The sequence below is a fragment of the Streptomyces sp. BHT-5-2 genome (genome assembly GCF_019774615.1).
Taxonomy (GTDB): domain Bacteria; phylum Actinomycetota; class Actinomycetes; order Streptomycetales; family Streptomycetaceae; genus Streptomyces.
Genome location: NZ_CP081496.1, coordinates 6,105,449 through 6,124,178, shown reverse-complemented (window position 1 = coordinate 6,124,178; position 18,730 = coordinate 6,105,449). Strand labels below are relative to the sequence as shown.

Genomic DNA, 18,730 nt, shown 5'->3' with positions numbered 1-18,730 from the left:
CCCGGGCGTGGCGTACGTCGTCTTCTCTCTCCAGGTACGGATGGTGGTCTGGTCGCCGGCCAGTTGGTGGCGGTGGGTGATCAACGCGGGCTCCGTGATGACGCGTCGGCCGTCAGCCCACCGCGTAGTGTCATGCGAAGGGGGCCGCCCGGTCGGGACGGCCCCTGTGCGCGCTTACACGGCGGTTCTGGGCTGGCCGAAGATGTCTTGCGAGGTACCCGCATCCACTGGTCGATGACATGAAGCGGCGCCCGGCGAACGGCCGCGTGGAGCTGCTCGGGGAACGCCTCCGGATCGCGGGCTCGCCAGTCGGTCAGGTCGTCCCCGGCGTGGGGGATATCCAGGCGGCGGACCATGGCCCCGGCGCGGACCAGGGCGTCCGCCGGGGCGGCGGTGAACTGGGCTCCTGCGGTGTCGCGGTCGCCGGCCAGCACCACGTCCCGGTCCTGGAGTCCCTTGGCCAGCTCCTCGACCAGCGCGTCATTGCGTGCCAGGCCGGCCCCGCGGATCGCCACGGCGTCGTAACCGACGCCCACGGCCGTCAACGCGTCGCCGGGTCCTTCGGTGATCAGAACAGTGCCGAAGCCGCTGTGGGCGGCGAACACGCCGTACTTGCTCCAGGCTGCGTCCTCCGGATTGCTGATCGACAGCCACCGTGCTGGACAGTGTCCGCTCAGGTCCCGCCCTTGCAGGCCGCGGGGCGACCGCTGAAATCGTGCAGACGGACAGTCAGTCGGGCGTACTTCTGGTACGCGGTGGAGCGGTAGGGGAACCGGTCGTCCAGGCCCGGGCCCAAGGCGAGCGTGGTGGTGTCCACGTACTGGGCCTGGGCCGCCAGGCACCCGGGGTCCAGGTCGCCCGGTGCCGGCTTGGCCGACACCCGCGCGCCGTCACCAGGCACCCAGTCGAACAGGTCCCGGGCCGACATGCCCAGGGCCGCCAGGATCGCGTGCCGCTCGCACCCCGCCAGCACCGCACCAGGAGCCGGCCATCTTCCTTCAGCCGAAAGAACAGACTGGGCCGGTGGTCGTCGTGAACGGGGCAGGGAACCCCGTACTCTCCCCGCTCTTCCAGCACCTCCGGGAAGGCGGCCAGGAACTGGGTCAGGTCCTTGGTCGGGGTCGTCACGGGTTCTCCTCATGCGAAAGCGGGCGTGTCCGGCCCCATGCACGGGGGTCCGTGACCCGCCCGCTGATGAGGCGGTCGCAGCATTCGACAAGGTCGGATCGATCCGGCGCGTCGGCGAATGTCTTCATTACATCTCGTATTAGCCTTCCGCAACTGTACGGATCTGCATATAGCGGTACATATCCGCGCAAACTTCCGGAGTAAAAATGCACAAGCTTCACAAGGCGGCCGTCCTGGCCGCTGCCCTCGGCAGCATCGCCATCCTCAGCGCAGGCACCGCCAACGCCTACGCCTACGGAGGGGCAGGTGGCGGCCAGTTCGACATCAGGCAGGGCAGCCAGTGCCGTTCGCACGACCTGAACGTGAATGTCCTCGGCGAGGTCGGGATCGTGAACGGCCTGTTGGGCAGCGCGCTCGGCGGCGAAGGATCGCCGGGTGCGCAGTCCACCCCGATGGGCTCCCGCATGGGCTGCAACAACGACTTCGGCGGCCAGGGCGGCGGCGAGGGCGGCGGCCACGGCGGCGGCAGGTAAGGGAACCAGTGAAGATGGGCCCCGGTGCCGGGCTTATCAGCCCGGCACCGGGGCCTGTCAGCGTCTGCGCTCGCCAGTCTCGCGGAGTGCCGCCAGTACACGGACGAACGTAGCCAGGTCCATGTCGCGTACCCGTCTTCGACCGACCGCCGAGGCGCCTTGACGACCGCGACGCCGTACGCGACCCCGGCGTGGTCGGCTCCTTTGTTGGCCTGGCGTACGTAGTCGGCCAGACGGATGGAGCGCTCCGCCTTGCACTCGATGACGAACGGTCGGGCGTGGAGGTCTCCCACGTCCTTGGCGCCAGTCTGCGCCGGCCGGGTCACGTTGTCCGGGGCGTGCGGGCCAGGCCGATGGCCATGGTCAGCAGGAACCAAGCGATACGGCCGACGATGAACAACGCCAGGGCGATAGCCACCAGGACCAGGAGCACGTCAAACACCGGCCGACACCTCTGCCGGGATCGTCACGGCCACGTGCTCCGCGCCATCGTTTTTTCCCCCCGGAACGTGGACCGCTTGACCCAGCCGGATTCGTTGCCGGTTGGCTTCACCTTCAGCATGGGAAGGATGCGGCCGTTGTAGTTCTCGGTGTAGGTCCGCAGGACGGTGGCCTCCACCATCGGCACGCCATGGCCCCGGCGGGCCGTGTACACCAGGGTTTCCCCTTCGCGGATCTCTGGCCGGTGAAGTCGTGAATGTGGCCACGCTTCGCCATGTGTCTCTCCTCTGTCGTGTCTTGGAAGGGGCGGGCCCGGCCCGGTGGTCAGGCCGGCCCGCCGGCCTGGCCGTGCGTGATCAGTACGGGGCGGATGCCGCGGTGACCGTGGCCGGCGACGGGAGGGTCGGGACCTTGTCCGGGGCGGGGCCCAGTACCTTCAGCACCGGCTTTCGGTACGCCACGTCCACACCGGACTTGGTGGTGAACTCCACCAGTTCCAGGCCGAGGGAGCACAGAGCCGGGCCGCCGACAGCCTCCAGCTCACGCCAGAGCGATTCCAGGGACTTCATGAAGTCCCAGCTCCCGGTCATCAGCCGGAACTTGCCCAGTTCCGGCGCGTCGGCCAGGCGGAATTCGATGCGCTGGACCGGCTTCGGGCCATGACCGGCCTTGGCCGCCGCCTTACGTTCCTGAACTGTGGCGGGGCACCCGCTCGGCTGACCGCGGCGCGGGTCCTCCGGGTCGGTGAACTCCACGCCATCGCAGGCATGGGTCGGGCGGCCGGCCACGCCGTACAGCTTCCGCCACGGCCTTACCCACCTCCGGGTCACCGGTCGTGATCCGCCACGCCTCCAGGGCGACGGCGCGGCCGTTGAGCTGCTGCCCGGCACGGAACCGGCCCACGTAGTCGGAGGTGATCGTCTTGGGGCGGGCGTTGGGGTCGGTGCCGAACACGCGGAAGGTGCGGGCCGCTGCTGGCTCTCCTTGGGAAGTGCGTTGGAAAGAGGCAGCGAAAAGGCCCGGCGCGCGGGCCGGGCCTCTCGCCATCTGCATGCACTGGGGGCCGTGACAGCCTCGAATGGATCAACATGACGAGTGTGCGCTCTCTGCCGCTGGAATCGTGAACGTGCAAGATCTCGATCCAGAGTGAAAGGCGCACATCATGCGGATACGAACCGTTCTCGCCGCTGTCGCACTGGCTGCCGTTGCCGCACTCGCGGGTGCCGCCACGGCGAACGCAGATGAACCGCCGTTCCAAAATGGCGACTTCAGCGTCGGGAACATCTACTAACCTGCGGAATTCGACGACGCCTGGCGGCGCGTGACGAGAACGTCAGTCCTACGCCGCGCGCCGCCGGGCGCCGGTCTCCGCCCCGGTGCCCGCGCGGACGATGCGGTCCGCGTGCGCGTACGCGGCGAGCTGCAACGCCACCTCCTCATGGACACCGGAGCGGGTCACTCCCCGCGGGCAAGGCGCTCGAACACGTCATGTGCCGCCGACCCGGTATCGGCCGCCTCCTTCGTCACCCTCCGGGGCGCGCCCTTCAGATAGTCGATAGCGCCGGCCTGGTCGTTCATGGCCAGGCCCACCAGGAAGCCGATGTTGTTTACGGCCGCCGTGGCCACCTTCTTGGCTGCCCGGAACGGAAGGAACCCCTTCGGCAGCATCGACGGGACCGACGTCACGCCGGGCGCCGTGGCGCCGGTCTCGGGGTCCACGTAGAACCGGCTCCCGGACCGGCTGATCGTGTTCAGTGCTGCCACGGGTCTCTCCACTCGTTCACCGGCCCGCCAGGGGCCGCGCTCAGTCGCTTACAGCGGTGTCGACTGGGGCCCGTGACAGGCACCCACAGGGGCCAACTCAGCCCCAGATAGGGCGAAGGCCCGGGCGGAACGCTGTCCGTCCGGGCCCTTTGCCCTTCGCTATCGACCGGTGCCGTCGCCCACCGACTCCTCCGGCACGGGTGCCGGGGTTGTACTTCGCCGCCGCCTTCCGCGACGCGCCCGCACTCAGGAAGAGGATCACCAGGAACGTGATCGCGTCCATGGCCTGGTCATTGACGGCCACATCGGCCACGGCGGGAATGTAGTGGCCCACCAGTACCGGGAACGCGCCCAGGGTCGTGCGGACCCGTACGGGGTTGTCCCGGATGGCCTGGCGGATCAGGTCGAACATTCGCTCTCCCAACTTGTCGAACAATGCGCGGACGCCGTGGCGGAGTTCGGACAGCGTCCCGGTGTTGCGGAGCACGTGGTCCGGCGTGATGCCGTCCAGCTCCAGTTCTGAGGGGTGGAGGCCGGCGTCACCGTCCGGGCCGGCGCCTGGTCGCTCCACCCGAACGACCACGACGCCCTCCATGCGGAGCGCGTCCAGCTCGTTGGCGTAGCGGGCGTCCGCTACGACGCACGGGACTGACCAGGCCCGACCCCAACCACGAACAGGACACCGGCCAAAGGCAATCAAGCCTTCCGGCGGCGTTGACCAGGGCCGCGATCAGCGTGCCCAGGGAGGTGATCGCGGCCAAGGGCAGGGCGTAGCGCCATCGCTCCAGGCCCCGCAGCCGGCTTTCGTGGTCGGCCCGGGTCTGGCTAAGAGGATGATTGTCCGGGGCCTCAGTGCGCCAACCTGGCATCCTTGGCGCACAGTGCCGCCTGTACCCGATTGTCCACCTCGAGGGCTGCCAGGATGCGGCTGACGTGCGCCTTCACCGTGCTCTCTCGCATACCCAGCCCGGTGGCGATCTCGGCGTTCGATGCACCACGGGCCAGGAGCCTGAGCACATCGGTCTCGCGTGGCGTCAGGCGCTCCACCCGGGTCTGGGCGGCTGTCGAGGCGCCGCGTGCCGTGTGGTGATGGTGCTCGATGAGCCGTCGGGCAGCAGAGGGGTGCAGCATGGCCTGCCCGTCGGCGACGACCTCGACGGCTCGGATGATGTCCGCAGGGTCGGTGTCCTTGAGCAGGAAGCCGACCGCGCCGGCAGCCAACCCGTCGTAGACGTACTGGTCCAGGTCGAACGTCGTGAGCATCACGACCTTGGGCGGCTCAGGCAGCGCGACGAGCCGCCTGGTGGCCTCAATACCGTCCATGTGGGGCATCCGCACGTCCATCAGCACGACGTCCAGGCGCTGCGCGCTGGCCCGTTGGACGGCTTCCCGGCCGTCGGATGCCTGTGCGGCGACGGTGATGCCGGGGGCGTCCTGAAGGATGTCCGCGAGCGCCAGCCGCACCAGGCCGTCGTCGTCGACGATCATCGTTCGGATCACGCCGCCCCCTTACTGTGCCCGTCGTCGAGCGGGATGGCGGCAGCCACCAGCCACCCTCCCGATCCCGTAGGACCGTACTCCAGACGGCCGTTGAGCGCGGCGACCCGCTCAGCCAGTCCCACCAGGCCGTAGCCCGAACCCTCGGCCGCGGCCTCCAACGAGACGCCGGCCGGGTTGCGGATCACCACCGTGGACTGCGGCGGACCGTAGCGCACCTGGAGTTGCGCGGTCGCTCCGGCAGCGTGCTTACGGGCGTTGGTCAGGGCTTCTTGCGCAAGGCGGTGAATGGCCAGCCGATGGCTGGCCGGTACGGAGTCGGGGGCGCCTTCGATGACTGCTTCGATCTGCTGTCCGGCCGCCCGCGCCTCGTCGATCACTGTTGAGAGTTCGGGCAGACCGGGTACCCGTGAGGCCGGCCTCTCCCCGGTGTCATGGCCGCGCAGCACACCCAGCACGTCCCGCAGATCGCCGAGCGCCTCGGTGGACGCGGTGCGCAGCAGGCCGATCCGGTCGGCCACCGGCTCGGGGAGCTCGCCGGACCGCCGCTGGAGGGCACCGGTGTGCAGAGCGATGACCGTGAGCCGGTGGGCGAGCACATCGTGCATCTCGGCGGCGATCCGGGTGCGTTCCTCCAACCGGGCTTGCTCGGCGCGGAGTTCGCGCTCCACTCGCAGACGGTTGACCTGTTCGGCGAGCGAGGCGACGTGCCGGCGACGGTTGCCCGTCCACAGCCCGATGATCAGCGCGACCAGCAGCACCATCAGCGGCCCGTATTTACGGGTCATCCACAGACTGCTCCCCGGATGCGCCAGCGAACTGCCGACCATCGCGGCCACCACGCACAGCCCCTCGAAAACGAACCGGCCCTGGGCCACTCGGTAGAAGAACACGACCAAGAGCGGGAAGAACAGCCCCAGGAGCAACGCGCCGACCATGGTGCTCACCATGGCGAACACCGGCCAACGGCGCCGCAGCAAGACCGAGAGGGCCAATGCCACGGCCACCCCGACGCGGGGGCTGAACAGCGTGCCACCCGCACCTACATACGCCTGTTGCACCGTTCCCGCACCGACGACGCAGATCATCAGTGCCTCGGCCCACCACGGCCAGGCCCGTCCCGCCACCTTGTCCACCAGATCAGCATGGGTCCGCAACACCACTCCAGCATCGGCTAGTTGACGGTCGTCACCCCCTACTTTGGTACGGGGTGACCGCAGTGGAACGGCCGATGGAACACCTGCGGCCCCTACCTAGCGTTGTGAACATGAACCACACACCGGCTACCGTCCCGACCGCTCCCGTGATCACCACCCCGACCACCACTCCACGCCGCAACGGTCCCACCGCGTTCCTCCGGGAAGCCGCCCGTGCCATGCACACCACCGGCGCGGTCGCACCCAGTGGTTCCCCACTCGCGCGGCGGCTCGCCGCGCCGCTGCCCGCCCCCAACGGCCGCAGCCCTCTGCGCGTCCTGGAGGTCGGCGCGGGAACCGGCACGGTAACCCGCGCCCTGGCCGAAGGCATCGGGCCCGGCGACCGGCTGGACACCGTCGAGATCAACCCCCACTTCGTGCGACTGCTGACCGAGGCGCTGCGGACGGACCCGGTGCTGGCCGCCGCATCCGAGCAGATCCGGATCATCCCGAGGTCGATCTGCCACACCCCCCTGCCCGAGAACAGCTACGACGTGATCGTCTCCTGCCTGCCCTTCATGAACTTCGCCCCCGACCTGGTGCGTTCCCTGATGGATCGGTACCTGACCGCCTTGGTCCCCGGCGGACATCTGACCTTCTTCGGCTATCTCGGGACGCTGTCCTTACGGACCCTGCTCGCCCGGCGCGCCGAGACTGCCCGGTACCGCGCGGTGGCGGCCGTACTGGCCGAGTTCTCCGCCCGCTACGGCGATGTGAATGGCGACAGCGTCGTGTGGCGCAACCTGCCGCCCGCACGGGTTCGGCACCTGAGGGCACCCGAGCGGTGTGTATACGGCACGGACTCGGATTCTTTCGGCCAGTGATGACGATGACGCCCGGCGACCTGCTGACGACGGTGCCGCCACCCGCCGCGTACCTCGTGATCACGGCGCTGGTGGCGCTGGAGTCGGTGCTCTTCCGCGGCCCGTTCGTGCCCACTCTCGGACTGCTGCTGGTTGCGGGCGGCCTGGCGTATGCGGGCATGCCGGCGCTGCCCGCCGTCATCGGGTGGAGGCCGGCGCGTATCTCGTAGCGGATCCGCAGGCGTTTGAACCGGTGCAACCACGCGAAGGTGTGCTCCACCCATCCAGCAGTGGCATCAGCTGGGTGACGTCGTGTCGGTTGCCGCGGTCAGTGGGACGGTGAGTGGGATTCGTCCTCCGCTGAGCTGCGGTTTTCCGACACCCGTACGTTGGCATGGTTTCTGAGCAGGTCTCCAGCCGTGGGCTTCTGCCGTGAGTCGAAGCCCGGCGTACAGGCCGACTCGTCCGCTCCACCTGGGACTTCATCCTGGAATGGGGCCTCCGGCTTCATGCCGGAGGCCCCGTTCTGCGGTCGCTGCTTGTCTTTGCCCGGGGGTCAGAACCAACTGGACAGGGTCCGGCAGAAGCCGAACGGGTCCAAGCCGAACGGTCCCAGGCAGAAGAGTCCGGAGCTGAACCCCCCGTCGAAGTCGAACGGGAAGGGGTCGTCCAGGCCGAGACCGTCCCCGTCCCGCCGTTGGCTGCCGTGCCTGCCGACGCCCTTCGGGCGGACATCGCGCGAGCCGTGGCCGTAGCCGTAACCCTCGTCGTCGCCGCGGCACTGGTGGCACTCGTGGTGTCGCTGGCCGTCGCCGCGCTCGCCGTCTCCGTTGATGTCCCCCGGGTCGGTTCCTCCCGGGTCGATGTCGCCGGCGCCGAATCCGTGATCGTCGCCGCGGCACTCGTCGCACCCGTCGTGCCCCCGGCCGTCGCCCCGGTCGCCGTCACCCCCGCCGATGTCCCCCGGATCGATGCCCCTTGGGTCGAGGTCACGGGCGCCGAATCCGTCGTCGTCGCCGCGGCACTCGTCGCACCCGTCGTGCCGCTGAGCGCGGCCGTGGCCATCGCTCACCCCGGGGGTCCGGACTTGAGGTACGCCCTGGGCCGGACCGGCGAGAGGGGCGACTGCCGCTGCGGCGAGCGCCGCTGCGGCAAGCCAACGGCCTATGTAGGGAGGCATCGTGTTTTTCTCCTGCTGGGAGGGAAATCGGATGCGGGATGAGTACCTCCGGATGCCGCAATTCACGCAGGCGCGCAGATTTCCCACTCCAACGGCGGGCAAGGTTGCGCCGTTCGAGGACGGAGAAGGCGGTGGAATTTCTCGCGTAGTTCTGTTGCCGGTTCTCGCCCAAAGCCGTGGGGCCGACGCGGGAAAGCGTCGGCCCCAGGAAATCGCGCTGCGGTTACAGGGCGTTGCTCCAGACCTTGCGCGGTGCGGTGAACTGCTCGCCCGTGCTGGTGAAGGTCCACGCGGCGGTCGTACGGCGCCCGTCCGTACCCACGCCGTAGTCGTAGAGGACGGCGAGGTCGGTCTTGCCGTCGCCGTTGAAGTCGCCGGTGGTGAGCTTGCTGGCGTTCCAGTTCCAGCTGTCGGAGGCGCTGTCCCAGACCTTGCGGGGTGCCTTGAAGCCGTCACCGGCGCTGGAGAAGACCCACAGGCCGGTGTGGTTGCGTTTGCCGTCGTCGGTGCGTCCGTAGTCGTAGAGGACGGCGAGGTCGGTCTTGCCGTCGCCGTTGAAGTCGCCGGTGGTGAGCTTGCTGGCGTTCCAGTTCCAGCTGTCGGAGGCGCTGTCCCAGACCTTGCGGGGTGCCTTGAAGCCGTCACCCGTGCTGGAGAAGACCCACAGTGCACTTTGGTTGCGGCCGTTGCCGGTCTGCCCGTAGTCGTAGAGGACGGCGAGGTCGGTCTTGCCGTCGCCGTTGAAGTCGCCGGTGGTGAGCTTGCTGGCGTTCCAGTTCCAGCTGTCCGTGCCGCTGTCCCAGACCTTCTGGGGTGCCTTCAGGCCGTTGCCGGTGCCGGAGAAGATCCACAGGCCGGTGTGGTTGCGTTTGCCGTCGTCGGTGCGTCCGTAGTCGTAGAGGACGGCGAGGTCGGTCTTGCCGTCGCCGTTGAAGTCGCCGGTGGTGAGCTTGCTGGCGTTCCAGTTCCAGCTGTCCGTGCCGCTGTCCCAGACCTTCTGGGGTGCCTTGAAGCCGTTGCCGGTGCCGGAGAAGATCCACAGGCCGGTCTGGTTGCGCTTGCCGTCGTCGGTGCGTCCGTAGTTGTACAGCACGGCGAGGTCGGTCTTGCCGTCGCCGTCGAAGTCGCCCGCGACCAGCTTGCTGGCGTTCCAGTTCCAGCTGTCCGTGCCGCTGTCCCACACGGTTCGCGGTGCCTTGAAGCCGTTCTCCGTGCCGTCGAGCAGCCACAGGCCGGCCTCGTTGCGGCCGTCCTTGGACCTGCCGTAGTTGTGCAGCATGACGAGGTCGTCCTTGCCGTCGCCGTTGAAGTCGGCGGACGCGGTCAGCTGCTCCTGGGGGCGGGCGAGTACCTGCTGGATCCAGGGGTTGATGTCGTCGACGCGGGTGTTGACGGCGCCCCGGCGGGTCTCGGCCGAGGCGAAGCAACCGCCCTGCCAGGAGCGGCTGTTGACGGCCACCAGCTCAAGACCGCCGTCGGTCTTCCGGAAGGCGGGGCCGCCGGTGTCACCCTTGCAGATGCCGGCGCCGTCCGGCGACTTCCCCGTGATGCCGATCGAGGTGTCGGCGACCGAGTCGACCTGGAAAGCGGCGGCGTGGAGGCGGTCGGGGACCCACTGGTCCTTGGTCCGGCCGTACCCCGCCACCTCCAGGGTCTCGCCCTTGGCGGGTGCGGTGTAGCCGAGCGCCAGGGGGCTGACGTTCGGGACCGGCTCGGCGAGCCTGGCCATCACCAGGTCGCGGTCGGCACGGGGCACGAGCTCCACCACGTCCGACACCTGGCCGCTCTGGCTGGTGAGGTCGGTACGGCCGATGGTCGCCGTGGTCTTGAGCTTGGGCGCGCCGGCCGCGATCTTGAAGCCGGTGGCGGGGTTGTCGGCGAAGCAGCTGCTGGCAGTGATCACCCACTGGCTGTCCACCAGGGAGCCGGAGCAACTGCGCTCGCCGTTGCCGATGTCGAGCTTCGCCGTGAACGTGTAGGTGCTGTCCTTGACGGACTCGCCGACCACGGCGTTCGCCGGGGTGGTGGCCAGCGCAACGGCGGCCGTGGCGGTGGCGAGAAGGCCGACCTTCCACGTGGTACGCGGACGTGTGCTGTGCATGTACTTCTTCCTGAATCGCTGGCGTAGGAGCCAAGTTGAAGGGTGGGGTGCCGTATGGGCTCCGGCGCCGTTCGGCACGGTTCGGAGTCGGGACGGCAGGAGCGGGAACGCCTCCCGGTCCTCAGGTCGCCGGCCCCCGCAATGCCTTCTCGTGCTGCATGCGCGTGAGGCGAAGCACGAAGAGGACGGCGAGAACGGCTGCCGCGATGTTGAAGAGGTCGCTCGCCATGAGCCCGGCGTACGCCCCCTTGATCTCTTCAGGGCCCGTGGCCCTGGTGTACCGCTGGCTGGCAACACGGCCGAAGAGCAGGTTCAGGACCCACAGTGCCCACCAGCAGTTCAGCAGTGCCGTGGAACGGGAGCGCTCGCCGGCGCTGGCGTTCCAGATGTCGGTGGCTATCCGCCGGGGGAACCACAGGTTGACCACCGGCACGATCCAGCCCCAGATCGCCCAGCCGCGCTTCTTCTCGTGGTGCTCCGGGGCGAAGACCTCCGCATTGACGCGGACGCGGTGGAACCAGGCGATGAAGACCACGGCCGTCGCCACGGTGACCGCGACCTGCAGGATCCCGGCTGTTCGGTACAGGGTGTCCGCCTGGTCGATCTCCCGTGGCGTCACGGAGTCGACGTCGCCGATGAGCCTGCCGATCAGCTGGTACGAGTGGTTGCCCTGCCACAGCGAGAACAGGTCGGCGACGACGACCAGGCCGAGCAGGATCATCACGGCTTTCGAGAGCCCGACGGGCGAGCGGAGCACGGCCTGCGGTCCGGGTGCGGCCGACCAGCCGGACGACGGCGACGGCGACGGCGACGGCGGTGACGGCGGGGGAGGGGGTGTGACAGGCGCGTGGGACATGTGAACTCCCGGTGTTCTGGGGGGCGGTGATGACTGTGACGACTGACGACTGCCAGGTGCCTCAGGACCGGGGTACGAGGGTGAGCCCGGGGGCTACGGAGGTTCTCGTGGTGTCGGGGTGCAGGGTCAGTCCGCCTCCGGTCCACAGGGCGACGACGTCGTCCTGGCGGGCGGGGCCGCCGAAGGACCCGATGGTGGCAAGGGTGGCGTCGCGCCAGGGAGACTTGCCGGGCTGGAGCCGGTGTTCCTTCCGCTTCGGCCCGATCCCGCTGGCGGCGATGTCCTCGTAGACGCTGACCTCGCCGTCGACCCAGCGGACGAAGAGGTCTTGGTCGCCCGTCGCCGCGTCGAAGTCGCCCGCGGCGAGGTCACGGGCGAAGGGCCAGGTGCGGTTGGGCGGCGGCATGAGCTGCCGCTCGCCGTGCACGCCCTTGCCGTCGACGTTGGGGTAGAGCGTCACCTCGCCGTCGGACCACGTCACGACGAGGTCGTCGCTGCGGGTGTTGCCGCCGCCGAAACGGCCGGCGGTCATGGCGACGACGTGGTTCCAGGTGCCGTTGGGACCGCGCAACTCGACCCGGTTCTTGAGCTTGTTGGTTTCGTTGACGTCCCGGTACAGGTTCACCGTGCCGTTGGCGAACGTGACGAAGAGGTCCTGGCTGCCGCTGCCGGTGAAGTCGCCCACGGCCATGAACTTCGCCTGCTGCCAGGTCTTGTGCTTGGCGAGCTGGATGTCCTTGCCGAAGCCGTACCTGCCGTTGCCGGGGTGGAGCGAGACCTCGCCGTCGGACCAGCGCACGATCAGGTCGCTGTTCTTGTTGCGTACGGAGGCGGTGTGGAAGCGGCCGGCGGCCATGAGCCCGGCGTGCTGCCAGGTGCCGGAACCTCCCATGCCGACGCCGCTGCCGGTGTCCGTGGGGGTGTCACCCACGGCCTGGTTGTAGAGGCGGAAGACGTCGTCGTCGAACTGGGAGGTGTAGGAGGTGTGGTCGTAGGCGCCGCCGGTCTTGTAGCCGCCGATGACGCCGACCAGGTCGCCGCGGGTGCCGTCGAAGTTCTCCAGGAACGGTCCGCCGCTGACGCCGGCGCGGAAGCCGGCGCACTTGATCTCCATGAACCGGCCCTGGAAGGCGGTGGTGTCGTTGGTGCACTGTAGGGGAGTCTTCTGCCCGCCGGGGTAGCCGGCGACGGTGATGCCTGCCCGTGCGAGGTTGGTGGCGGGCACCCTGGTGAGGGTGTTGCCGCGGCCGGTGGCGTCCTCCAGGAGCTGGCCCTGGGAGTTGGGGCCGACGTGCAGGAACGCGAAGTCGACGTCGTCGTCGGGCGTGGACGACTGGTAGCGGGGATCGATCCAGATCTTGCCCGGCTTCACCGGGAAGACGCCGTAGGGGGCCTCGCCCACCTGGCCGGCCGCCGAGCCACCGGTCCGATAGCCGGGGACGAAGGCGAAGTTGAGGCCCGACGCCTTCTTGAGGCAGTGGGCCGCCGTGGTGATCAGGTTCTTGTTCGGCGAGGCCACGGACGCGGCGGTGCAGAACTGGTTGGGGGTCGCCTGGTCCTTGGCGTCGCGGATCAGGAAGACACCGACCGTGGCCATGCCCTCGTCGACGAGGTGACTGGGCTCCAGCAGCGAACGCTTCTGCCGACTGCCGGGCGGCTTGGGCGCGTTCTGCGGAACGTCCTCCAGCCCCTTGCGCGGTGCGTCGTCCGCGGCGTCGACGGGTACGGCGGAGCGGATGCGTTCCGGGGTCCAGTAGCGCTCGGTCTCCCGGGCCTGCCGGATCTCGTCCGGCGTCGCCTGCCGGGTGGGCTGCGGCGACGTGCCCGCGGCGGGGGTGGCCGAGGCCGGCGTGGGGGCGGTGAGGGCGATGGCGGCGCACAGGCCCAGGGCGGCGGTGCGTGCCCAAGGTATTCGTCTCATGGAACTTCCGTTGGCGGCAGGAATGTGGGAATGCGGTAAGGCGGGAGTGGGGGAATGCGGGGCTGGTTCGGGGATGGTTCAGGGGTGGCTTAGGGACGGCTTATGAGGCGGCCGGCTCGTCGACGATGAGCGGGACGTCCAAGGAGATTCCCTCGGGGGTGGTGAGGCGGAGCGTGTAGGCGCCTCGGTGTTCGTCGGTGAAGAGCTGCGGGAGGCTCAGCCGGCCCTCGGCATCGGTGCCGGGGAGGGCGAGGGTGCGGACCGGCCCGCCGTGCTCGTCCTCGAAGTGCGGACCGACGGCAGCCTGCCGGGACGCTTCCTCGTTGCCACTGTTGCTGTCGTTCTTGCCGTTGCCGTTGCCGGTGCCGTCGAGCAGGGTCGCGGTGAGGCGCACCCCGGGAACGGCCTTGCCGTGGACCGTCGCGCGGACCTGCGGGAGTTCGGGGAACTGGCTGTTGATCCCGGCCCGCAGGGGCTCGGTCCCGGGTGCGAGGAGTTCCAGGCGGTCGGCGGTGGGCGTGGGTGCCGGCCGGACCGTCGCTGCGAAGGTGCGGGTGACCGGGCCGTGTTGTCCGGGGGCGGTGGCGACGATGCCGAGGGGGCCGGTGCGGTCGCCGGCCCGGAGCGCGGGCGCGACGGCGATGCCACGCCGGTCGGCGGTGACGGTGGCGGTCGTGCCCTGCCCGGGGAAGGAGGCCCCGGTGGAGCCGGTGATGCGGTAGGTCACCTTGACGTCGGCCACACCGTGCCCATGGACGTCGAGGACGCGCACCTGCGCGCGCCGTTCGAATGCCTGGCCCGCCGTCCGGTCACCCAGGTTCTCGTCCCCGACGAGTTCCAGGCGGGTGACGGTGCGGTGGTCGGTGGCGGGGCGGGGGCCGGTGTCCTTGTTGCGGTCCGGCGTTGCGGGTTCGGGCTTCTTGGCCGGCTTTCCGGCCGGGCGGGCCGGCGTGGACGGCTTGACGGGCGTACTGGGACGGCGGGTTGCCGAAGCATCCGGTGCCTGGGCCGGCCGGCGGGGGGAAGGGGTGGCGGAGCCGGGGACGGTCCGGGCGGGCCGGGAAGGTGCCGTGGTGGCGGGCCGACGGGCCTGCGCGGGGTCGGGGTGGTGCGGGACGGCGGGTGCGTCGTCCGGTGTCCCGACGACCTTGCCGCCCTGGTAGGTGCGCATCCAGCCCCGTACGGCGTTCACGTACTCGCGCGAGTTGTTGTAGCTGAGGACGGCCTTGTCCAGGTCGGCCGGGCGGTTCATGTCGCGGCTGCCGGCGCAGAGGTAGTGGCCGGTCGCGAGGGCGGCGTCGTAGATGTTGTTGGGATCGTCGATGCCGTCGCCGTTCCCGTCGGCCCCTCGGGTGGCCCAGGTGGAGGGGATGAACTGCATGGGCCCGATGGCGCGGTCGAACTCGGCGTCGCCGTCCCAGCGGCCGCCGTCGGTGTCGCGGATCAGGGCGAACTGCTTGCCGTCCAGGCGCGGTCCGCGGATCGGCTTCGCGGTGGTCCCGTCCGTGCGCAGGCCGTAGCCCGAGGCGTGCACGGATTCCACGCGGCCGATGCCCGCGACCAGTTGCCAGGGCAGGTGACAGGAGGGCCGGGCGACGCTCAGTGTCCGCTCGGCCTTCTTGTAGGCGTCCAGTGCGGTGGCGGGTATGCCCGTACCCCGCTCGACGTCGCCGGCTGCCCCGGACTCGTTCGAGGCGCCGTCTCGTCCCTGACGTGGGGTATGCGGCGGCGCGAGGTCGGGGACGCCGCGGTTCCGGGCCTGCGGCCCGTCGGCGTCGGGCGTGGCGTCGCTGGCATCGGCGCTCGGCGGACCGGCGACCGACAGCGGGCTCAGCGCGGAGCCGGCGGTCAGCCCGGCGGCCAGCGCACAGACGCACAGGCCCTGACGCACCCGGCGTGCGAGCAGCATGGAGAAGACGGACGACAGGGACGGCGGCAGCTTCACGGGTGGGTTGATCCTCGGGTTCAAGGAGATACGGACGAGCACGGCAAACGGGGGATCGGGGCGGGCGGCGGACACAGCGGGAGCCGGTGCCGCCCGCCGGCGGGCCCGGGAGGTCCGGCCGACCGCGCTGGTCGGCCGGACCTTTTCACGACGGCTGTCGGTTCAGCCCCAGAGCTTGATCTCGTCGTGGAGACCGGCGGCGTCGACGGCCGGGAACAGGGTGAGCTTTCCGTTCGCCCATCGGACCAGGACGTCGTTCGGAGCCTCGTTCGCGACGAAGGCGCCGACGCCCACGACGTTGGCGTCGGTCATGCGGGACTTCCTCGGCTGGATCTTGATCTCACCGTGGAGGCCCGCCGCGTCGACACCGGGATAGATGGTCGTCTCGCCGTCGACCCAGCGCACCAGCAGATCGGCGGTCTTCTTCCCGGTGAACTCGCCCGCCGCGATCTGCGTCGCGTACGGCCAGGTCGTGTTCTTCTGGGCCAGCGTCTTCTTCGACTTCTCCGCCAGGCCGTTGGTGTTCAGGTCGGGGTGCAGCGTGACCCGGCCGTCGTCCCAGGTGACCAGGAGGTCGTCGCGCTGAGCGTTGCCGGTGTACCGGCCCGCGGTCATGTTCTTCAGGTGCGACCAGGTGCCCTTGCGGTCGGCGACGGCGAGCCGCTTCTCGCCGTGGAAGCCCTTCTTGTCCACCTGCGTGTACTGGGTCATCTCACTGTCGACCCAGCGCACCACGAGTCCGTCCGAACCGTTGCCGAAGCTCGCGCCCGTCATCTGCTGGACGTACTGCCAGTTGGTCTTCGGGTCCTGCTTCAGCGGCTTCCCGAGCTGGTACTCGGCGACGAAGGGGTGACGTGCGTCCTTGTCGTCCGCACCCTGGTAGAGGGTGACCTCGGAGTCGATCCAGCGAACGATGAGGTCCATGTGGCGGGTGCCGCCGGCCGAGCCGCCGGTGAAGTACCCGGAGGCGATGTGAGTCGCCTTGTCCCAGGGCGACTTGGCGAAGACATCGCGGTAACCGATCTTCTGTACCCAGGTGCCGAGGCCGTCCACACGGGTGTCGACCGCACTCCTGCGGGTCTCGGACGCGTCGGTGCCCAGGCAACCACCCTGCCAGGACGTGCTGTTGACGCCGACCAGCTCCACGCCGCCGGCGGTCTCCCGCAGCGCCGGGCCGCCGGTATCGCCCTTGCAGACCGCTCCGTCCGCGGGGGACTTGGGGCTGATGCCGATCGAGCCGTCCTGGACCGAGTCCACGGTGAACGCCGCGCTGTTCAGAAGGTCGGGAACCCATGCGGTCTTCGTGCGCCCGAAGCCGGCGACCTTCAGCTCCTCACCCGCCGCGGGTGCGGTGTCCCCGATGGCCACGGGGGTGACTCCGGTGACCGGCTTGGCGAGCTTCGCCATCACCACGTCGCGCCCCTCGTACGGGACGAGCTCGACGACGTCCGCAACAGTGCCCGTCGCCTTCGTGACGTCGGTGCGGCCGATGGTGGCCGTCGTCTTCCACTTCGGTGCGCCTTCGGCGATCTCGAAGCTCTTCTCGGGCTTCGCCGCGAAGCAGCTGGCGGCGGTGAGCACCCACTGCTTGTGCACGAGTGCGCCGGAGCAACTGCGCATGCCGTTGCCGATGTCGAGCTTCGCGGCGAAGGCGTATGCCTCGTCCGTGGCGGGCTTGCCCACCACGGCGTGGGCCGGGGCGGCGGTCAGCGCACCGGCGGCGACGGCGGCGGTGAGGATTGCGGTCATCCACGCGCCGCGTGGACGTCTGCTGAACACGGTTTTCTCCATAAGTCGTGTGAGAGGTGGCCGGAGCGGCCTGGGGAGGGCCGGTCCGGCTCAGCCGACGAGCTGGACCTCGCCGTGGGAGCCGTGAAGGAACCCACCGTCAGGGTCCGGGAGTTGCGCCAGGCGGACCCGACGGGCCGGACGGTGATCCGGCTGCCCTGGTAGCCGGAGGCGTCCACACCGGGGAAGACCTGGGCCTGGCCGTCGTTCCAGCGAATGAGGAGGCCGGCGGTCTTCTTGCCGGTGAACTCACCGGCACTGATCTGTGCGGCGTTGTTCCATGCGGGTCTCCTGCCGGTTTCCGAGGCAACCGCCCTGCCACGAGGTGCTGTTGACGGCGGCGAGCTCGAAACGGCCGTCGGCCCCGCGGAATGCGGGACCGCCGGTGTCGCCCTTGCAGACGCCCGGGTCGTCGGACGTTCCGGAAAGGCCGACCGAGGTGTCCTTTACGGAATCCACCGCGAACTTCGCGTGGTGCAGGAGGTCCGGAACCCACTCTTCTGCGGTCCGACCGTAACCGGACACCCAGAGGTTTTCACCGGTCTCGGGAGCCTTGCGACCGACGTCGACCGGGGCGATACCGGTGACCGGCTTGGCAAGCCTGGCCGTCACCAGGTCGCGGTCCTCGCGCGGGACGAGTTCCGCGACGTCCACCACGCTGCCGGATTCCTGCGACGGGTCCGTGCGGCCGATGATGGCCGTGGTCCTGGACTTCGGCGCGCCTGCGCGAATCCTGAAGCCCTGCGCCGGATTGTCAGCAAAGCAACTGGCGGCGGTCACCAGCCATTGCTTTTCCACGAGCGCCGCGGAACAGCTGCGTATCCCACCGATGCCGAACTTTGCGGTGAACGCATACGAGCCCTCTTTTGTGCTGCTTCCCGCGACGGCATTCGCCGGCGCAGCGGTCAGCAGACCGGCTCCGAGCGGTGGCCGGTCAGCCCTTGACGCGGAGTTCGAGGAGGGTGGCTTCGTTGCCACCGGTGTTGAGGTCGCCCTCGCCGAGCGGTGTCAGCCGGTTCTTCCGCAGGTCGACGGTCTTGGTCTTGCCCTCGGTGGTCACGGTCGCCTGGGCGGTACGGCCCTCGTTCTCCATGATGCCGATGATCCGGGGGATCTCCATTGTGAGGTAGCCGGTCTTCCCGGTGACCTTGAAGCAATAGCTGACGGGATGCTGTCCCTTGTTCGCCATGACCTCGAAGTCCGGTGCGGCGTCGCACTCGGTCATGACGATGTGTCCGTCGCCCTTGACGAGCTTGATGCCCTTTTCCTTGAGGACTTTGTCCGCGTCCGGGTACTCGAAGTCCTCGATCGCCGGCGGCGGAAGTTCGCCGGAAGCCGCGCGGGTGGCACCGTTCGCGGGCTGTGGGGCGGCGTGGGCGACGGCGAGGGTGGAGGCCCCCGCGATGACCGCGGTGGCACCAATAACGCCAGTGATCAGCGCCTTGCGCGCGCGAAGTATCACCAGAGGTTCCTTCCAGAGGGGTTGCGGCGGAAAGAAGTGGCCGCGGGAGATTGGGTCCTAAGGGCGTCTACGAACCTATCACCCACAGAACTCGGAGAGTTCGCAATGATCGCTT

Annotated in this window: 19 protein-coding genes; 3 read left to right on the top strand and 16 right to left on the bottom strand. The window is 69.4% G+C overall.

Annotated features, from left to right (window positions below; translation table 11 throughout):
• Nucleotides 1-80: 80 nt before the first annotated feature.
• Together K2224_RS40835 and K2224_RS40830 are read right to left on the bottom strand one after the other, a co-directional pair.
• The gene (locus K2224_RS40835; RefSeq protein ID WP_260693360.1) at nucleotides 81-605 is read right to left on the bottom strand and encodes a toprim domain-containing protein; all 525 of its coding nucleotides are present in this window, start codon (nucleotides 603-605) and stop codon (nucleotides 81-83) included.
• A 68-nt stretch (nucleotides 606-673) separates the two neighbouring features.
• On the bottom strand, nucleotides 674-973 hold the full coding sequence (locus tag K2224_RS40830; protein ID WP_260693359.1) for a hypothetical protein: 300 nt from the start codon (nucleotides 971-973) through the stop codon (nucleotides 674-676).
• Nucleotides 974-1,334: 361 nt separating this feature from the next.
• Here K2224_RS40830 and K2224_RS27070 point away from each other — a divergent pair, with 361 nt between their 5' ends.
• Entirely contained in the window at nucleotides 1,335-1,661 is a 327-nt protein-coding gene (locus K2224_RS27070) for a hypothetical protein (RefSeq protein WP_221909193.1), read from the top strand.
• Between the two features lie 466 nt (nucleotides 1,662-2,127).
• On the opposite strand, the gene K2224_RS27065 is transcribed toward K2224_RS27070, so the two are convergent.
• The 6 genes from K2224_RS27065 to K2224_RS27040 all read right to left on the bottom strand — a co-directional run bounded on the left by K2224_RS27065 (nucleotide 2,128) and on the right by K2224_RS27040 (nucleotide 6,523).
• Nucleotides 2,128-2,316, bottom strand: a complete 189-nt coding sequence (locus K2224_RS27065) for a hypothetical protein (RefSeq protein ID WP_221909192.1) — start codon at nucleotides 2,314-2,316, stop codon at nucleotides 2,128-2,130.
• Nucleotides 2,317-2,458: 142 nt separating this feature from the next.
• Entirely contained in the window at nucleotides 2,459-2,890 is a 432-nt protein-coding gene (locus K2224_RS40825; RefSeq protein WP_260693358.1) for a hypothetical protein, read from the bottom strand.
• Between the two features lie 667 nt (nucleotides 2,891-3,557).
• Entirely contained in the window at nucleotides 3,558-3,866 is a 309-nt protein-coding gene (locus K2224_RS27055; RefSeq protein WP_260693357.1) for a hypothetical protein, read from the bottom strand.
• A gap of 97 nt (nucleotides 3,867-3,963) precedes the next feature.
• Nucleotides 3,964-4,449 (bottom strand): hypothetical protein, encoded by a 486-nt coding sequence (locus K2224_RS27050; RefSeq protein ID WP_221909191.1) that lies wholly within the window; start codon nucleotides 4,447-4,449, stop codon nucleotides 3,964-3,966.
• 266 nt (nucleotides 4,450-4,715) lie between these two features.
• Nucleotides 4,716-5,366, bottom strand: coding sequence for a response regulator transcription factor (locus K2224_RS27045; protein WP_221909190.1), 651 nt, complete (start codon nucleotides 5,364-5,366; stop codon nucleotides 4,716-4,718).
• A complete protein-coding gene (locus K2224_RS27040) occupies nucleotides 5,363-6,523 on the bottom strand; it encodes a sensor histidine kinase (protein ID WP_260693356.1) in 1,161 nt (386 codons plus the stop codon). Before K2224_RS27040 ends, K2224_RS27045 begins: the two co-directional genes overlap by 4 nt.
• 107 nt (nucleotides 6,524-6,630) lie before the next feature.
• On the opposite strand from K2224_RS27040, the gene K2224_RS27035 reads away from it, so the two are divergent.
• Together K2224_RS27035 and K2224_RS27030 are read left to right on the top strand one after the other, a co-directional pair.
• A complete protein-coding gene (locus K2224_RS27035) occupies nucleotides 6,631-7,383 on the top strand; it encodes a methyltransferase domain-containing protein (RefSeq protein WP_313904794.1) in 753 nt (250 codons plus the stop codon).
• The gene (locus K2224_RS27030; RefSeq protein WP_221909189.1) at nucleotides 7,383-7,592 is read left to right on the top strand and encodes a hypothetical protein; all 210 of its coding nucleotides are present in this window, start codon (nucleotides 7,383-7,385) and stop codon (nucleotides 7,590-7,592) included. Before K2224_RS27035 ends, K2224_RS27030 begins: the two co-directional genes overlap by 1 nt.
• 326 nt (nucleotides 7,593-7,918) lie before the next feature.
• On the opposite strand, the gene K2224_RS27025 is transcribed toward K2224_RS27030, so the two are convergent.
• The 8 genes from K2224_RS27025 to K2224_RS26990 all read right to left on the bottom strand — a co-directional run bounded on the left by K2224_RS27025 (nucleotide 7,919) and on the right by K2224_RS26990 (nucleotide 18,615).
• Entirely contained in the window at nucleotides 7,919-8,542 is a 624-nt protein-coding gene (locus K2224_RS27025; RefSeq protein WP_221909188.1) for a hypothetical protein, read from the bottom strand.
• Nucleotides 8,543-8,765: 223 nt separating this feature from the next.
• Complete coding sequence (locus tag K2224_RS27020) at nucleotides 8,766-10,643, bottom strand: FG-GAP-like repeat-containing protein (protein WP_221909187.1); 1,878 nt, start codon at nucleotides 10,641-10,643, stop codon at nucleotides 8,766-8,768.
• Between the two features lie 121 nt (nucleotides 10,644-10,764).
• Nucleotides 10,765-11,499, bottom strand: a complete 735-nt coding sequence (locus tag K2224_RS27015; RefSeq protein WP_221909186.1) for a DUF4328 domain-containing protein — start codon at nucleotides 11,497-11,499, stop codon at nucleotides 10,765-10,767.
• Between the two features lie 61 nt (nucleotides 11,500-11,560).
• Entirely contained in the window at nucleotides 11,561-13,420 is a 1,860-nt protein-coding gene (locus K2224_RS27010) for a hypothetical protein (protein ID WP_221909185.1), read from the bottom strand.
• 100 nt (nucleotides 13,421-13,520) lie between these two features.
• Nucleotides 13,521-15,365, bottom strand: coding sequence for a lytic transglycosylase domain-containing protein (locus K2224_RS27005; protein ID WP_221909184.1), 1,845 nt, complete (start codon nucleotides 15,363-15,365; stop codon nucleotides 13,521-13,523).
• Between the two features lie 162 nt (nucleotides 15,366-15,527).
• Nucleotides 15,528-17,114 (bottom strand): S1 family peptidase, encoded by a 1,587-nt coding sequence (locus K2224_RS27000; RefSeq protein ID WP_260693355.1) that lies wholly within the window; start codon nucleotides 17,112-17,114, stop codon nucleotides 15,528-15,530.
• 288 nt (nucleotides 17,115-17,402) lie between these two features.
• Nucleotides 17,403-18,131 (bottom strand): trypsin-like serine protease, encoded by a 729-nt coding sequence (locus K2224_RS26995; protein ID WP_221909182.1) that lies wholly within the window; start codon nucleotides 18,129-18,131, stop codon nucleotides 17,403-17,405.
• Nucleotides 18,088-18,615, bottom strand: coding sequence for a hypothetical protein (locus tag K2224_RS26990; RefSeq protein ID WP_221909181.1), 528 nt, complete (start codon nucleotides 18,613-18,615; stop codon nucleotides 18,088-18,090). Before K2224_RS26990 ends, K2224_RS26995 begins: the two co-directional genes overlap by 44 nt.
• Between the last annotated feature and the right edge of the window lie 115 nt (nucleotides 18,616-18,730).

What these genes read in the sequence shown, in the direction of transcription:
- K2224_RS27030 (WP_221909189.1), top strand. Translation starts at nt 7,383, where the DNA reads ATGACGATGACGCCCGGCGACCTGCTGACGACGGTGCCGCCACCCGCC.
- K2224_RS27020 (WP_221909187.1), bottom strand. Translation starts at nt 10,643, where the DNA reads ATGCACAGCACACGTCCGCGTACCACGTGGAAGGTCGGCCTTCTCGCC.
- K2224_RS27025 (WP_221909188.1), bottom strand. Translation starts at nt 8,542, where the DNA reads ATGCCTCCCTACATAGGCCGTTGGCTTGCCGCAGCGGCGCTCGCCGCA.
- K2224_RS27000 (WP_260693355.1), bottom strand. Translation starts at nt 17,114, where the DNA reads ATGACCGCAATCCTCACCGCCGCCGTCGCCGCCGGTGCGCTGACCGCC.
- K2224_RS27035 (WP_313904794.1), top strand. Translation starts at nt 6,631, where the DNA reads ATGAACCACACACCGGCTACCGTCCCGACCGCTCCCGTGATCACCACC.
- K2224_RS27015 (WP_221909186.1), bottom strand. Translation starts at nt 11,499, where the DNA reads ATGTCCCACGCGCCTGTCACACCCCCTCCCCCGCCGTCACCGCCGTCG.
- K2224_RS27010 (WP_221909185.1), bottom strand. Translation starts at nt 13,420, where the DNA reads ATGAGACGAATACCTTGGGCACGCACCGCCGCCCTGGGCCTGTGCGCC.
- K2224_RS27070 (WP_221909193.1), top strand. Translation starts at nt 1,335, where the DNA reads ATGCACAAGCTTCACAAGGCGGCCGTCCTGGCCGCTGCCCTCGGCAGC.